The organism is Pseudoalteromonas sp. G4, assembly GCF_028875915.1.
Classification (GTDB): Bacteria; Pseudomonadota; Gammaproteobacteria; order Enterobacterales; family Alteromonadaceae; genus Pseudoalteromonas.
Genome location: NZ_JAPEHW010000004.1, coordinates 109999 through 126066, shown reverse-complemented (window position 1 = coordinate 126066; position 16068 = coordinate 109999). Strand labels below are relative to the sequence as shown.

The 16068-nt window shown below is 36.8% G+C and carries 12 protein-coding genes and 1 pseudogene; 6 read left to right on the top strand and 7 right to left on the bottom strand.

Going from position 1 to position 16068, the window contains the following annotated elements:
- Positions 1 to 426: 426 nt before the first annotated feature.
- The 3 genes from ON073_RS03500 to ON073_RS03490 all read right to left on the bottom strand — a co-directional run bounded on the left by ON073_RS03500 (position 427) and on the right by ON073_RS03490 (position 6666).
- A complete protein-coding gene (locus tag ON073_RS03500; RefSeq protein WP_274760480.1) occupies positions 427 to 3192 on the bottom strand; it encodes a methyl-accepting chemotaxis protein in 2766 nt (921 codons plus the stop codon).
- A 172-nt stretch (positions 3193 to 3364) separates the two neighbouring features.
- On the bottom strand, positions 3365 to 4465 hold the full coding sequence (locus ON073_RS03495) for a branched-chain amino acid aminotransferase (RefSeq protein ID WP_274760479.1): 1101 nt from the start codon (positions 4463 to 4465) through the stop codon (positions 3365 to 3367).
- Between the two features lie 173 nt (positions 4466 to 4638).
- On the bottom strand, positions 4639 to 6666 hold the full coding sequence (locus tag ON073_RS03490; RefSeq protein WP_274760478.1) for a S9 family peptidase: 2028 nt from the start codon (positions 6664 to 6666) through the stop codon (positions 4639 to 4641).
- Between the two features lie 141 nt (positions 6667 to 6807).
- On the opposite strand from ON073_RS03490, the gene ON073_RS03485 reads away from it, so the two are divergent.
- From ON073_RS03485 to ON073_RS03475, 3 genes are all read left to right on the top strand, one after another.
- Positions 6808 to 7248: a hypothetical protein gene (locus tag ON073_RS03485; protein WP_274760477.1), complete on the top strand. Its 441-nt coding sequence runs from the start codon at positions 6808 to 6810 to the stop codon at positions 7246 to 7248.
- A gap of 168 nt (positions 7249 to 7416) precedes the next feature.
- On the top strand, positions 7417 to 7800 hold the full coding sequence (locus ON073_RS03480) for a YacL family protein (protein WP_274760475.1): 384 nt from the start codon (positions 7417 to 7419) through the stop codon (positions 7798 to 7800).
- Between the two features lie 17 nt (positions 7801 to 7817).
- Positions 7818 to 8297: a hypothetical protein gene (locus ON073_RS03475; RefSeq protein ID WP_274760473.1), complete on the top strand. Its 480-nt coding sequence runs from the start codon at positions 7818 to 7820 to the stop codon at positions 8295 to 8297.
- A 36-nt stretch (positions 8298 to 8333) separates the two neighbouring features.
- Here the strand turns inward: ON073_RS03475 and ON073_RS20565 are convergent.
- The 3 genes and pseudogenes from ON073_RS20565 to ON073_RS03455 all read right to left on the bottom strand — a co-directional run bounded on the left by ON073_RS20565 (position 8334) and on the right by ON073_RS03455 (position 12914).
- Positions 8334 to 10681: pseudogene (locus tag ON073_RS20565) on the bottom strand (S8 family serine peptidase).
- 117 nt (positions 10682 to 10798) lie between these two features.
- Positions 10799 to 11977 carry a cation:proton antiporter domain-containing protein gene (locus tag ON073_RS03460; RefSeq protein ID WP_274760470.1) on the bottom strand — a complete coding sequence of 393 codons (1179 nt, stop codon included), beginning with the start codon at positions 11975 to 11977 and terminating at the stop codon, positions 10799 to 10801.
- Complete coding sequence (locus tag ON073_RS03455; protein ID WP_274760469.1) at positions 11970 to 12914, bottom strand: hypothetical protein; 945 nt, start codon at positions 12912 to 12914, stop codon at positions 11970 to 11972. Before ON073_RS03455 ends, ON073_RS03460 begins: the two co-directional genes overlap by 8 nt.
- A 44-nt stretch (positions 12915 to 12958) precedes the next feature.
- On the opposite strand from ON073_RS03455, the gene ON073_RS03450 reads away from it, so the two are divergent.
- Together ON073_RS03450 and ON073_RS03445 are read left to right on the top strand one after the other, a co-directional pair.
- Entirely contained in the window at positions 12959 to 14365 is a 1407-nt protein-coding gene (locus ON073_RS03450; protein WP_274760468.1) for a protein adenylyltransferase SelO, read from the top strand.
- 89 nt (positions 14366 to 14454) lie between these two features.
- The gene (locus ON073_RS03445) at positions 14455 to 15144 is read left to right on the top strand and encodes a diguanylate cyclase domain-containing protein (protein ID WP_274760467.1); all 690 of its coding nucleotides are present in this window, start codon (positions 14455 to 14457) and stop codon (positions 15142 to 15144) included.
- On the opposite strand, the gene ON073_RS03440 is transcribed toward ON073_RS03445, so the two are convergent.
- Entirely contained in the window at positions 15136 to 15375 is a 240-nt protein-coding gene (locus ON073_RS03440; protein ID WP_274760466.1) for a hypothetical protein, read from the bottom strand. The two genes, ON073_RS03445 and ON073_RS03440, sit on opposite strands and share 9 nt — an antisense overlap.
- A gap of 221 nt (positions 15376 to 15596) precedes the next feature.
- On the opposite strand from ON073_RS03440, the gene bfr reads away from it, so the two are divergent.
- Positions 15597 to 16067 (top strand): bacterioferritin, encoded by a 471-nt coding sequence (bfr, locus tag ON073_RS03435; protein WP_274760465.1) that lies wholly within the window; start codon positions 15597 to 15599, stop codon positions 16065 to 16067.
- Position 16068 lies beyond the last annotated feature (1 nt).

Sequence of the window (16068 nt, the reverse complement as noted above, 5' to 3'; positions counted from 1 at the left end):
CCTCCCGCTTTTATCAAACCCGAAAATGAACTTTGAATTGATAATGCGAGACAGGAAGCGAAGCGAGTCGAGTAAGCCATGCTTCGGCATGGATGCCGCTTCATGGCGTTTATCTAAAAATTCAAAGTTGCTTTGAGGATAAAGTTTGATAGGGCGGTCGCCTTTCTATTACGAAATACATCCGTGTATTTCGCCCTAAGGGCCAGCTTCGCTGTTCAAATTTATTCCCGATAAATTTGTGGTTACTTTATCTTTGGCGAAGCAAAGAAAAGTAACATGAAGCCCATGGATGGGCTTTATGATAAAAAAGGAGGTCAATGTTTAATTGAGTTATCAAAGATACAAATTCGCTCATTACAGTATTTCAGGTGAAGTATCAATTTCTTCACCTGAACGTAATGTCCAGCTAAAAGTTATTAGCTGTTTTTAATGTGAAAACTTCGCCATTAAAAACTTAAGTTCGTTTGCGTGCTCTGCCATACTGTTGCTTGATGCATTGGCTCTTTCTACTAGCCCATTATTTTGCTGGATGATTGAATCCATTTGCTTTATCGCTGTATTGATTTGGTTGATACCACTTGCTTGTTCAGCGCTTGCATCAGCAATATTTGCCATATTACTCGATAATTCCTGAATACCGCTGACAATTGATGAAAGCGTGTTACCTGATTGAGTCGCTAGCTTCATACCATGTTCTACTTTTAAAGCGCTGTCATTAAGTAAACCGGCGATATCTTTTGATGCATTAGCACTGCGCTGGGCAAGTGTTCTCACTTCAGCTGCAACCACTGCAAAGCCTTTGCCTTTTTCACCTGCACGAGCAGCTTCTACTGCAGCATTAAGTGCGAGTAAATTAGTCTGAAATGCAATTTCATTAATCACTTCAATAATATTTGAAATTTGTGCTGAACTTGTGCTTATTTCTTTCATAGCACTTACAGTATCGCCAACTAAACGACCACCTTCTTGCGCTTGCTCGTCTGCATTTGCCGCAAGCATATTAGCAACTTGTGCATTTTCTGAGTTGCGTCTTACTGTTTCAGTTATTTCATGCATTGAAGCTGTGGTTTCTTCAATCGACGCTGCTTGTGATTCGGTACGACTACTTAAATCATTAATGCCATGCTTTATGTCATCAGCAGAATTAGTGATATGTGACGCAGTGTTAGAAATTTGTTTAACCAAGGCAGATAAATTATCAACACTGGTATTTACAGATTGTTTTAAGTTATTAAAGTCGCCACTGTAGTCACCATTTACCGATTTTGATAAATCACCAATGGCTAACGCTTGCATAACTTCTTGGCATTCTTGTAAGGGTTTTGTAATGGCGTCTAGTGTGTCATTAATACCAATAACAATTTTGGCAAAATCGCCGTTATGTTCTTTGCTATCGGCCCTTACTGTTAGTTTTCCATTTGATGCCGCATCTACCAATGTGTTGGTATCTGAAATTAAACGTTCTATTGCTGAGCAGCTTGTTTGCAGGCTCTGTTTTACTTGTAAAAAATCTCCTTGGTAATCATTACTGATCTGTTTAGGGATTTGGCCGTTGGCAATGTCGTTTAAGTAACGTGATGTTTGATTAATGGGTGTGACAATAGAATCTAAGGTTGCATTTATACCGCTAATTATCTTTTGATAATCTCCCTTATGCTTGTCGGCATTTGCACGTTTTGTAAGTTCGCCAATAGATGCACTATTAACAATCGCATTGGTGTCTTCTATTAATTTGGCAATAGCAAAGCACGATTGTTCAAGGCTTTGTTTTATCGATAAAAAGTCACCTTGATAATCACCTTCAATGTGTTTTGGTATGTTGCCGTTACCAATTAATGTGAGGTAATTTTGTGTTTGATGAATTGGCTTTACAATTGCGTCAAGCATTTGGTTAATGCCATTAGCAAGCGTTAGCATAAAGCCAGAGAATTCCTGGCAGTTAATGCGTGTTTCAAGTTGACCTGATACAGCCGCAGTAATAATGCTATCTACCTGTTGTTCAGCAAGGCGCTGCTCTGTTAAATCGACAAATTCATATACCACACCAATTATGGATGCACTGTCATCAGTTACTGGACCTGCAATCACAGATAAAATGGTATTTTGATAGGTAAGTTCACATTCGACCTGTTGCTGTGATGAAAGGGCTAGCTGATTATACTGATCTTGACTATCGAACAATAAACTACTTGCAGAGTTTATTAAATTTGCTGGATTAAAATTTGGTTGGCTTACACGAATGTTTTGCAAATGTTTGTTTAACAACTCATTACATTTATGATTTGCGTAAATAACGTGGTTGTTTACATCGCAGAGTAATACCGGGGTTGCAACATTATCTAATGCTTGTTTTATTCTCCCATTAATTTTTGCAAGGCGTTGTTGTTCATCAATTTGTGCTTTTAACTCTGCATTTGCAGTGTTTAAATTTTCTTGCATGCGAGAAAGCGCTGTAAGAAGTAGACCAATTTCATCACGTTTGTGACTTTCAATACGGTTATTTAGGTTGCCACTTGCAATTTCGCTTGCAATATTTGCTGCAATATTAATAGGTTGTGTTATTAATGTTTGTATAAATCTGAATAACAAAGTGACGGTTATTACAGTAATTATAGATAAGCCAATAAAAGTTTTTTTAATTAAATCGTCTTTCTTTAGAGAGAGCCGCTGAGTTTCAGATTGGCTAATTTTATTGATTTCGGTGGTTAATTTATTAAGCGCACTGACAACCGGGCGGTCAATACCTGATACTGCTTTATCGCCTTGTTGAGTATTGTAATTTGACGTTTTGAACGCAATTAAGCCATCACGATACAAACGACCAAGTTTTTGGTGTTGCTGTTCAAGCTCGGCGATTTGAGATATTAATACTGGCGGTAAATAGTCACGCTTTTGTAAGGCTATTAAATTTTCCTGTACTTCAGCTTCTTTTTCTGTAAAGCGTTTTAAGTATTTGTCATATTGTTTAGCATCATGGCCCCTTATAAGGATATTCTTCCACTCTTGCACTTGGGTTTTAAAACTGGCTATAACAAAATTCACTTGTTCACGGGCAGCTAGCTCTTGATGGATAACATTATCAAAATCTTTTGCTAAATCGCGAAGAATCAATACTGAAACTAAAGCACCAAGTAACATGGAAAATAATCCACATATTACGCCCGTCATCAATTTGGCTTTAATCGATTTCATGTTTCGTCCCTGAATATGACAGAAAAATTACAAAATTATGACAAGTGTAGTAAAAAAGCGTTATATCGGCAAAGTATTATAGAGAATATAAAAGACTAGAACATTGAAATTAATGATTATTTTAGAAAGAAAGTGAGTAAATAGTGTATTACTCACTTATAAATAAATGTAGTTAATTAATGCGCTCTACACGTACTAACCAATTATTAGGTGCAGCCTGCTTACCTTGCTGTAATTCACTGTAATATTGGCAAAGTTTTTGGGTTTTTTCGCCTATTTCGCCATTGCCTACGGTGTAATGCTCGCCATTGTCTAATATGTAGTGGCCTACGGATGCGGTTACTGCTGCCGTACCAAAACCACCGGCTTCTGTAATTTCGCCTGATTGCACGTCAGCTAAAAATTGTTTAATTGAAATCTTTTTCTGAACGGGAGTTAAGTCGAGTAATGACTTTAATTCATTGGTTAATGATAAAATCGATTGCGATGTTATAGATTTCAAAATGGTGTCGGTAAACTCGGGAATGACCAATTCACCACTTCGTGTGATATGAAAGTGATTCATTGCACCCACTTCTTCAAGGTATTGATTAGAGGCGTCTAAGTAGAGTACTTGATCTGCGCCTACTGAGCTTGCATGCTGTTGGGCGCGCAATGATGCTGCATAATTTCCTGCTGCTTTGGCAGCGCCAGTGCCACCACTGACTGCACGGTGATATTGTTGTGTGATAAGTAATTTAAGGGACTTACTCATACCTTTTGCATAGTAAGCACCACTTGGGCTTAGCATAACAGCAAATGTATACGAATTACTTGGTTTAACAGACAAGCTATCATCAGTGGCAAACATAAACGGGCGAATATACATAGACGCACCAGTAGCCGTTGGCATCCACAAACGTTCAACGTCGAGTAATGCATTAATAGCTTGTAATTGCATATCTACATCAAGAGATGGCATTGATAGAATTTCTGCAGATTGATTTAAACGCTCACAATTTTTATCTAAACGAAATGTATAAATTTCATTGTCTTGATGAAGAAAAGCTTTGGCACCTTCAAAAATAGATTGCCCATAGTGAAGTGCCATAGCACCAGGTGCTAATTGTAAGTTTTGGTAAGGTACAATACGTGCATTTATCCATTCACCATTTTGGTAATCCATCAAAAAGATATGATCTGTTCTAAGTAGGCCAAAGCCTAAATCTGTGTCCTTAGCAAGCGGCTCGCTGCGGCGTTGTTGTGGTGAGAGTAATTGATAATCTATATTCATTTTTATTGATATTCGTTGATGATAGTTGCATGTTGAAGCTATAAAGAAGTAAATGCAAGGGTAATTAATCTAATATTTATCAAAATTGAGTATAAAGTAACTTTTTATTGCTTGGTGCGAGCTATAAAATAAAAAAGCCAGTAAAAACTGGCTTTAAACTAGTTGGGATAAACTTACTTTTTATATTTTTCAAACCACGCTAGCGTGTGTTCAATTTTACTGATCATTCGCGATGGCTTACTTGCAATACCATGGTATGCGCCCGGTATTTTGATAAGCACTGAATCAACTTTTTTAAGCTTGAGTGCTTGGTAGTATTGTTCAGTTTCAGCCATAGGCGTTCTTAAATCTTTTTCACCTGTTATAAGCATAGTTGGGGTTGTTACATTGCCAACAAGAGAAAGCGGAGAACGCTGCCAATAGTGCTCAACGTGATCCCATGGCATGCCAGGAAACTGTGTAGGAATTTGACGAAGGCCACTATCAGCGGTTAATACCTTGCTGAGCCAATTAATAACAGGTTTAACAACTACAGCAGCTGCAAAGCGGTCTGTTAATCCAATAGCATAAGCAGTGGCAATACCGCCTGCGGAGCCACCTGCAATAAACACTTGGTCTTTGTCAATAAAGCCTTTAGCTATCATGGCATCAACACCAGAATTATGGTCAGCAAAATCTTCTTTTGATGAATACTTATATTTCAATAACATCGCAAAACGTTCACCATACGAGCTACTGCCTCGATGATTATCATAAAAGACGACGTAACCTTGCGCGGCAAAACGTTGTAATTCAGCAGAAAAATGAGGGCCATAGGCAAGGTGAGGACCACCATGGATTTCTAAAATCATTGGGTATTTTTTACTTGGATCAAAGTCAGGCGGAGTAATGTACCAACCTTGAATTGATTCACCATCAAATGACGAGGTGTAGTTGATTTCATGCACTTCACCTAATTTACGATGTCCTAAGAGATCTTCATTAAGCTTTGTTAATTGACGAGTCTTACCTTTTGCTGACACTGTTGCTATATCAGCAGGTCTAGTTGCATTGCCATAAGTAAATGCAATATCACCATTATAATTAGCAGAAAACTCACCACTAATATAAGGCCTGCCAAGTGTTGTACCTGAAACACTGTCTGTAAGGTCTTTTAATTCGCCGTTTGTAGTGATTGATGCAATTTTACGTTTACCAAAATCATCATAGCTGATTGCGATAGTATCGTTGCCAATCCACATTTGCGATATCACAGAACGATCAAAATCAGCATTAATATGTTTGGACTCTTTTGAGCGCCAATCCATAAGCGTTAATTTATTATTGCGATATGGATTTAACGCATTTGAACTTTGCAAGTAAACAAGCTTGTCACCATTTTGAGAAAACTGCGGGCTAAACTCTTTACCAGGGAAGTTTGTAAGTTGTGTTAACTCTTTTGAGAGAATGTCGACTTTAAATAAATCCCCGTCTAATGTTTTGTATTCCCAGTCATCGATACGATTCGCTGAAAAAACGATTGATTTACTGTCTTTGGTCCATGCTAAACGGCCGTTATGATGGTAATTACCAAATGTTAGTTGTTGCGCTGTGCCACCTTCAGCAGGTAACACAAATAAATGATTGTAACCTGGCTTAATTAACCCTTTGCCATCTGCTTGATAATAAGCAGAATCAATAACAATGGCAGGTTTTGCCCATTTAGCACCTTTTGGTGCTGCAGGCATTTTGGCTATCACACTTGGTTTTTCTTCAACCTTTTGACTAAAAGCAAGCCATTTTCCGTTTGGCGACCACGTGAGGTTTGAAACACCTGATTGCAACTGACTTACCATTGCGGTGCGATTTTGTTTTATATAATGAACATGAATTTGTTTTTCACCTGATAAATTACTGATAAAGGCTATTCTGTCGCCAGATGGAGACCATACAGGTGAAGAATATTGTTTATCATCAGAAAATAACGGTGTTAAGTGGCCGGTTTTGCTGTTGATAATCCACATACTTTTATCAGTGGCATCACGCATAATGTTATTACTATTTCGCACAAATACAATGTGCTCGCCACTTGGTGAAATAGCAGGGGATGATGCATATTCTAAGTCAAATATATCGCTTACTTGAAAGGTGTTTGCAACACTTGGGGATGAACTCAGTGAGCACAAAGATAAAAAGAATATGGATTTAACAGAATTGGACATAATTGCCTCGAACCAACTTTAAATTTTGAACACCTTAACGGAGTTATTTAAAGCTATCAGCATATTCAAGACGAAATAGATAATTTAGTAGACAAGTTACAACTGGGTGCTCAAAATAGCTTGCGATACAAGGAGTAAAACATGGAACAACAACAAAAACTTACCTTATTAGAAAGGGAATATTTCCACCTACAAACACTGGTTGAAAATTTTGATGCTAAATCACTTACCATTAAAGCTTGGAGTGTTTCTCTTGCAATTGCAGTGCTTAGTTCTGGCGCGTTTAGTAACACAATAAACGTATTACTTTATGCAGCTATGGCATCTTTTTTGTTTTGGTTAATTGAAGCCTATTGGAAAACCTTTCAAAATGCGAATTACAAACGCATTAGAGAGATAGAAAACTACCTAAATGGCAGTAATGATGACATTGATTGTTTTCAAATTGGTACATCTTGGTCTAATGAATATAACCAATTAGGCAGAAAACAATTTTATACAGCACTTTTTTGGCCTCATGTTGTATTACCGCATGGCATTATGTGTTTTGGCTTTAGCATTTGTTATTTGTATTTAATGTAAAAGAACACATCATACTAATCAATATAATAGGCATATCGAGACAAAGGCGTAAAAAGTGTGTGCTAAGTAATCAATAGGGTAAAGGTATTGATGAATAAGCTTTCAAAGGTCGCTGTTACATGATTTAAACAGTACAATTAACAGATTAATTGTAAAATTGAATGCAGCATGGAATACCAATTTATTAAAGACCCTATTGATGGGTTTCGCCTATTAATTACTGATGAACACACCAATATTGCTAGGTGGCTTTCGGATGAAACACCTGTTTCAAGCAACGCGGTGATGCAATTAATTGAAAATATTAATTCTCATAGCCAAAACTTTTATCATGACTTTCAAATTAATGGTAAAGAAATGGTGCTCACTGTATGTAATGGTGAAGTCGCTATTACAATCAATCATCATGGTATATCAGAGCAAGAATCAGAGCGCTTTACGCAAGAAATGCTCAGTGTTGATACTTCAACAGATATATGTGAATGTGGATTGGATGATTTTATCTGCCTATTACAAGATTGGCATGATTTTCTAAAAGTTAATCGTGCTTAAGCATGGAGAATAATAAGATGAAAAAGCTTATAAGTTTAACAACAATGTTGTTTTTGTCAGCGTGTGGCGATGCTGAACAAAAAGAACAAATTGATAAAACAGAAAATACGAAAACGTATTTATCTGAAAAAGTGACGACTGGCACAACAACCAACAGTCAATCGGAAATTCCAAAAGCAGATGCAAACACAATAAGTTCATTAAAAGAGAGCATAAATAAAGCACTTTCAGATGTTAGTTGTGGCAATAATGCGCAATGTTATGTTATTTCAACAGGCTCTAACCCATGTGGCGGCGCGAGTGGTTATGCAGTTCTATCTACAAAAACATCTAATCAAGAGGCACTCGAAAACGTTTCAAAAGAAATTATCCGCCTTGAAAAAAGTAAACATGCATTAGAAGGTACAATGGGGATTTGTCAGCACTTGGTTGAACCTAAAGCAATGTGCAGTAGTAACCAATGTATTGCGGTAGAAAGCGATAGGGAAGTGTATTAAAGAGGAAAGTGGCTAGCCACTTTCCTCATTTTAAAGCTATGGGTTAGCTTTTACATTTAAAGTGATACCACTTGATGCACGGTAACCGTAAATATCGATGTACCAAGTACCCGCTTGTGGTGCACTGAATGAACAAGCTTCATTGTTGCCATACTCATATGGACGACAATCGTAGTTGCTTGTTGTTGACTGAGAGCCAAATGTAACATACATGTCAGCATCACCCGAACCACCAGACATAGTGATATTTAAATCGCTATAACCAGCCGCTAAATCAAGTGTGTAACGTTGCCAGCCACGACGTGCAACAGAGATATCGTTTACAGTGTCATCGATTGGCGTAAGTTCACCGTTACCGCCACCATCGTTACCTTCAGTATATGAAGCCGTTAAGCTTACATTTGCAAAACTGCTATATGCTTTAACACGAACATAATAAGTACCACCAGACTGCGTAAGGTTACATGTTTCATTGTTACCATTTGCATAAGGACGACATTCGTAATTGCTATCTGTAGGCTGTGCATTAAATTGGGTGTAAAGGTCAGCATCACCTGAACCACCGCTCATCACAACTTTAACATCAGTTGCACCTGCAGGTACTTCAAATGTGTAAAGTACTTCTTCATTAGTATTTGCACTAATACCTGAAACAGTTTGGCCGTTTAATAAAACGTTGTCACCTGGAGGGTTAGTTGTGCCACCATCACCAGAACAACCATTTGCTTCTAAATGATCAATCGCATCTTTAGCTTGTACTAAACCGTAACCAAATTTAACATCACGACCTGAAGCACCTAAATCCTGAGCAGTCGCGTTAAGCGCAGAACGGATCTCTTGTGCTGTACAGCTTGGGTGATGACTCCATACCAATGCAGCAACACCTGCAACATGTGGTGATGCCATTGATGTACCACTCATCATGCCGTAGTTACCAGTACCAATATCGATAGTTGCAGATAAACCGATTTGTGAAAGCATTGTTGCACCATCAGTATCTGTAGCTGTTACCGCAGGAATAGATGTTTGGTTTGTATCACCTAAAGTACCGCCAAAGCTACCTGCTGCATTGTTATAGATAACAGCACCAATACCACCACTGTCTTGACAGTTTTTAACTTTATCGTGGAAAGAAATATTACCACGTTGAATTAAACACACTTTACCGTTAGCACCCGAATCAATTGATTCACCTGTGGCAAAATTATAAAGCGGTGCAGTTACAGAACCTGTATTTTCCATTGCGTTTACGCTGTATGCACTATTGCCAACAGAAAGAGAAACAACTTGGCCTGTACCTTCTGGATAAGTTGAATAAACGTCTACACCTGGTGCTGCAATTTCAACTTGGCTGTTTTTTTGCGAGAAATCAGCAAATAAACGTCTACACCTGGTGCTGCAATTTCAACTTGGCTGTTTTTTTGCGAGAAATCAGCAAGTGCTTTGCTGCTGTCGATTGCTGCAACAGACATTACTGAATCATATGAAGCAGGGAAGCTTTCAATATCAGTTGTGTTTGAAGGGTTACCATCGTTACCAGCTGCAGCAATTAGTAATAAGCCAGCATCAGCAATAGCTTGAATACCGTTACGTTCTGTGGTGCTTGAACCTGAACCACCCAGACTCATGTTAATCACATCACTGCCTGCGTTTTTACACTCATTCATTGCCGATACAAGATCAGATGAATAGCCCCAACCACTTGCGTTGAATACTTTGATGATGTGTAGTGAAGGATCAGAACCAATAACACCACGAACACCTACACCGTTATCGATTGCTGCAATTGTACCTGCTACGTGTGTACCGTGAGGGCCACCTTCTTGATACCAGTTACCTGTGCCACTGTTGTTTGTGCCTGTTACAGTACCACCATTCGAGCCCATATCTTCATGAGGTAAGTCTAAACCAGAGTCAATAACACAGATTTTTTTACCATTGTTAGCAGCAGAGGCAACAGAATCGTTTACTTGATCTGCTTGAACCATTGCAATGCCGTATGGCTGTGTTTGTGCCATTAAGCGGCGAGGTAGATCTTCTTCAACGTAATCTACCATAGGGTCATTTTGTAATTGTTTTAATTGTGAATCGCTTAATTCAGCAATGTTTGCATTAATTGATGGGTTAAATTTCGCATTGCGAACACCCATTTGCATTAGACGGTCTTTAGTTACAGAGTCAATGCTTGTTGTATTAGCAAAGTTCATAAAAGAAGAATTATCTTTGTATTTTACAATGTAACGTTTTGGTAATGGAGATTTTACTGCTGCACGGTTATCAGCAAAGTTTGCTTTCAATAAGCCTTCTGATTCACTTGCTATAGCTGTATTTACCGCAAGTGCTACTGCTGCAATTGAGCAAATCTTTAATGATTTGTTTGTCATAATAGTTCCCAGGTTGTTGTCGTTTTAGGAACTCAGAATGTAACAGTGTGTAATTGAAATTCACACTAATTTAACATTATTGCTGTAAATGAATGTTAACAAAGTATTAACTTTGGTTTATTTTAACTTTAACTTTGCGCTAAGACCATGAAAAATAACACTTAAAATTATTGTTAAAATTGCACTATCTATAATTAGCTCAGAAACTGAAGTGAGTTCTTGGATTAAAATCAAGGTGAAAACTACAGATGCCAAGCCTCTTGGGCCAAACCAAGCCAGTAAAATACGTTGTTTGAAAGGTAATGCTGTAAATAATAATGACAGTAAAACAGGTAAAATGCGCATAATAGTTAACGCTAAAATTGCAAAGATAATGGCCTTTAATTCAACACCATTATGTAAATAGGTGAAGGCAAAATTAGCAAAAACAAACCAAATTATTAGTGCACAGGTATTTGCAAGCGCATGGGCATTACTTAAGCGTTGAGGTTTAAAGGCGGATTTAAATTTAATATCAAATAATAAACCAGCAATAAACGCGGCAAAAAATCCACTGCCGCCAAGGGATTGCGTTAATAGATAAATTAAGACAGCGATAGCCACAAAAATAAAAACTTCATTATCTTTGTTATACAAACGGTATTTTTCAGAAAATAACACGACTTTAAAAATAAGCGGACTAACAAAACCTGCTATTAAGGTCGCAATACCTATTTCCTTTATTGCAATAATCATGGTTTTTGATAAATCAGGCGTTTGTTGATTAATCGCTGAATACAGCAGTAATAAGAATATTGGGACAGCTAAACCATCATTTAAACCACTTTCAACATTAACTGCCTCACGTGTTTGTTCAGGTATTTTACTATTTTCAATAAAATTGCTGCTAAGTGCTGCATCTGTAGGAGTTAATATAATTGCTAGCAAAGCAATATGGAGAAATGGCAGCTCTGTAAAGAGTAGGCTTCCAAGTAGGGATCCGAGTGCAAATGTAATGGGTAGTGCAACTAATAACAGTAAAAGAGGGTAAGCATAGCTGTGTGTTAAAACAGCTAATTTTGTTTTTGCAGCATCACTAAATAAAATAAGTGCTAATGTAAGTTCGATATAAATTTGAAATGATGTCAATTCAACATCTATTTTACTGGTGCCATAAAAAACAAAAGAATAAATTAACCCTGCAGTTAACATAAACATGGGGCCAGTAATGTTTAACTGGTGTATTCGCTTGGCAAAGAGTGAATAAGCGATGAGTACGCATGTAATTACGACAAATAAAGTGTATTCATTATGCATCGGTATTTAACTCATTTTCGACAGCTTTAATCATTCTTCTCAATTGCCTGACTTCGTAGCATCCTTCACCGCGTTGCTTATGTAAAAGAGGAGCACTTTTAGATATTTGGCAACCACGTAACAGTACATATTGTTCGGCCATTTTTAAACCTAACGGGCATAACGTGAGAGATTGTAATTGCCCATTCTGATAAAAATAAAATAATTCATTCGAAATATCTAAATGCGCTAATTGGGGATAAAAACCATCAGCTTGTAAAGAAAATGACTGGAGCATCACATTTTTATGTTTTACAAAATAATAGAGAAGTAAATCACGCACGCGATGAATGTCATCTTGACACTTAGCAAACTGTGATTCGATACATTCATATGATACTTCATTAACCTTACTTAATGGCTTTGTTGTGTTGTTTAACACGCTATCGCGTTTTCTAAGTAACTTAATTGGGTTGTCTTTAATGATCTTAGTATCACACAAGTGATTACAAAAATGATTCAGAATTGTATAGGTTGAGGCGCGTGATTCGTAACACGTTGTGGTTTTGATAAAAGGGCGCCAATGTGGGTTATATACCCTTACGTTTTCAACTAATTTAAAACGAGTAGCCTTTCGGGTCATTTGCCAATCTTCAGGTGGTGTTTGCAAGAAGTGCAAATATTCTTTTAATAATGCTTCATCAATATGTGCTAATGTTTGGTTTTGCTGATACCAAAGCCATAACACTAATTTTTCAACTTCATTACGATAGCGGTTGTAGCTATTTGTGTTTTGTAAACCAACTGACAATAAATAACGTAAAACAATCATTAAGTCATTGTATTGCTCATCACTAATTTTACTTAGATGATGATAGTTTTTGTTTTGAAAATGGCTTTGCGCGTAGTCTATTTGGTATGGTAGCTGGCAAAAAGTATCAATTATCGGCTTTATCATTGCTGAGAGCTTCCATTTTACTCATTATTATTTTTTGGAAATTTATGTCGCTTAAACAACGCTATAGTGAACTACCTGAGGTGTTATTTCAATCAATTTGCCCTGAACAAATGACCGAACCTAGTTTAGTTGTTTTCAATAAGGATCTAGCTAAACAATTAGATCTACCAAACGAATTTCGTAATCGAGATATTGATTTTTTAAGTGGTAATAAGGTTATATCTGGCAGTAATCCATTAGCACTTGGTTATGCAGGCCATCAATTTGGCAATTTAGTGCCTCAGCTTGGTGATGGAAGAGCGCATTTATTAGGACAAGTTGCTTCTCATTTAAATTATGATGTGGACTTACAATTAAAAGGCAGTGGTAAAACGAGTTACTCTCGTGGCGGCGATGGAAAGTCAACACTAAGAGCTGCTTTACGTGAATATACAGTGAGTGAATATCTTGCTACTTTGAATATTAAAACATGTCGTAGTTTATATGTTATCGCTGGCAATGAAGCCATTATGCGAAACGAGCCGGAACAGGTAGGATTGGTTTGTCGGGTTGCGAAAAGTCATATCCGTATAGGTAGTTTTCAATTTGCAGCAATGCATCAAGACCCTTTGGTGTTAAAGTCACTCGCTGATTTCACTATAAACACACTCTATCCTGAGTTAATTAATTCACAAAACCCATATCTTTCATTATTTGAATCAGTAGCAAAAAAACTAGCAACACTTGTAGCAAGTTGGATGGCAAATGGCTTTATTCATGGAGTAATGAACACCGATAATATCCTGTTATCTGGTGAGGCAATCGATTTTGGTCCTTGTGCTTTTATGGGAGAATACAATCCAAATCAGGTTTTCAGCTCAATTGATAGGCAGGGGCGTTATGCGTTTCAAAATCAACCAGGAATTATGCACTGGAATTTAGCGCGACTAGCTGAGAGTTTAATTCCGCTTATTGATGGAAATGAAGAAACTGCCATCGAATTACTCTCTGCTGTACTTAATAAATTTCCAACAGAATATGAAAAACACTATCATTTACTTATGTGTGAAAAACTCGCACTCGATTCAGAGAACCCAAATTCAAAAGACCTGATTGTTTCTTTATTAGCATATATGAAAGATGAAAAACTGGATTATCGAAATACATTTACGGTTTTATCAAATATTGAACTAAACAATTTATCAAACGATGTAATCATCTCTTCAAATTGGTACAAATCATGGCAAAAGAATAAGAAGATAGACTTAATTGATAGGATGTGTCATGTTAACCCTAAGAAACATTTTTATAATGTTACAATCGAAAAATTACTCGATTTATGTGTAGCAGAGCCTTTACAAGCATCTAATTATATTGAACTTTATTTTGTATCTCTCGACCAAGACGATAGCGATTTATTGCAAGCAAATAACGCATTTGATGATGCATATCGTACATACTGCGGTACCTAATATAAGTTCAAATTGACATGTCGCTAACTGCTAAACTTACGTCACGGTATTTTTATATTGTTTCATAAATAGTTAGTTAGCGGGCAGTCATGATAGATAAAATCAAAGAGCAAATACGTAAACGTATGTTTTGGGATTTAATCTCACTTTTACTTTTGTTTGCTGCAAGTTATGTTTTATTTTTACTTTTTGATGTGATTGATTGGCTTCACGTACTAAGTCATGAAGTTGGGATCCATGGTATTGCTGAGATAATCCCAACATTATGTATGTTAGCTTTTGGCTTTTCTATATTTTCATATCGTCGTTGGCAAGATACACGTGCGTTATCACTTTACGCAGAAGAACTCTCAATGATCGACCCAATGACAAACTTACCTAATCGTCGTGCAGTTCAACGTATATTAAATCAAATTAATCAAAAGAAAGAGTACCCAGTAGGGGTGTTATTAGTCGATATAGAAGGTTTAGAAAACATACGATCAACACTTGGTCAAACTGTTTTAGAACATGTGATGATAGAAATTTTATATCATATTTCTAAGCATCTTACTGGGGAGCAACTAGTAGCCTATTGGCAAGCTGGGCAATTCGTTTGCCTGTGCCCAGGATTAGAGCATAATGAAACTGAACACTTAAAACAACAATTTGAAGCGATTTCGATAAACCGAGATAAGTTGCTTGGGCAATCGTTAAAATTTAGCTGTGCAGCAAGTTCGGTTTATAACAAAGCCGAGCTTGAAAACCTGTTTAGCGAACTTGAAGAGCAATTAATTTAAAACAAGTACGATAATGTCTTTGTTTTGCAAGCCGTTACATCGATTTGGCAGCGCATTATCATTGTTTTTTTTGAAAATACATTGTTCAAAGCCAAGGGTTTTACACTTATCGTAACAGGCCAATTTTTCAGTCCAGCCTGAATACTCACTCATCATTACATTTAACACCAGGGCACTAAATGCGATAAATGTTATGCCAACAATGAGCAATTGTTTAGGTGCGGATTTCATTTATATTCTCCAACCTTACCCACGTTATTTTAGTCTAGTACATAGTGACTATTTTGTGTTCAATAACTCTAGTGAAAATGATTTTCAATAGCCTTACAAATTGCTTAAACGATTTATCTAGGTTATTGAAATTTTAATATAAAAACGGTCTTGCTGAAGGCTTGTATCTAAATCTGGATTAGCTAAAGTTAAACTACCAAGTAATGTATTGAGTAATCGAAATGAAAGGAAATAAAGAAGTACTCTCAGCGTTAAATCAGGTGCTTACCCATGAGTTAACGTCTATTAATCAATTTTTTCTACATGCTCGGATGTTTAAAAATTGGGGATTAGAAGAACTTAACGAAAAAGCTTATAAAAAATCCATCAAGGATATGAAACAAGCGGATGATTTAATCGAGCGAATTTTGTTTTTAGAGGGGTTACCAAACTTACAACACTTAGAGCGCTTACGTATTGGTGAACACTCGAAAGAAATGCTCGAATGTGACTTAGCGATGCAAATGGATCAAGTTCCTTTGTTAAAACAATCAATTGCTTTATGTGAAGAAAAGCAAGATTACGTTAGCCGTGAGCTGTTAGAAGATATTCTAGAATATGAAGAAGATTATATTGATTGGTTAGAAACGCAACTTTCTCTAATTAACAATATTGGTATTGAAAATTACCTGCAAAGTCAGATTGAGGAGTAGG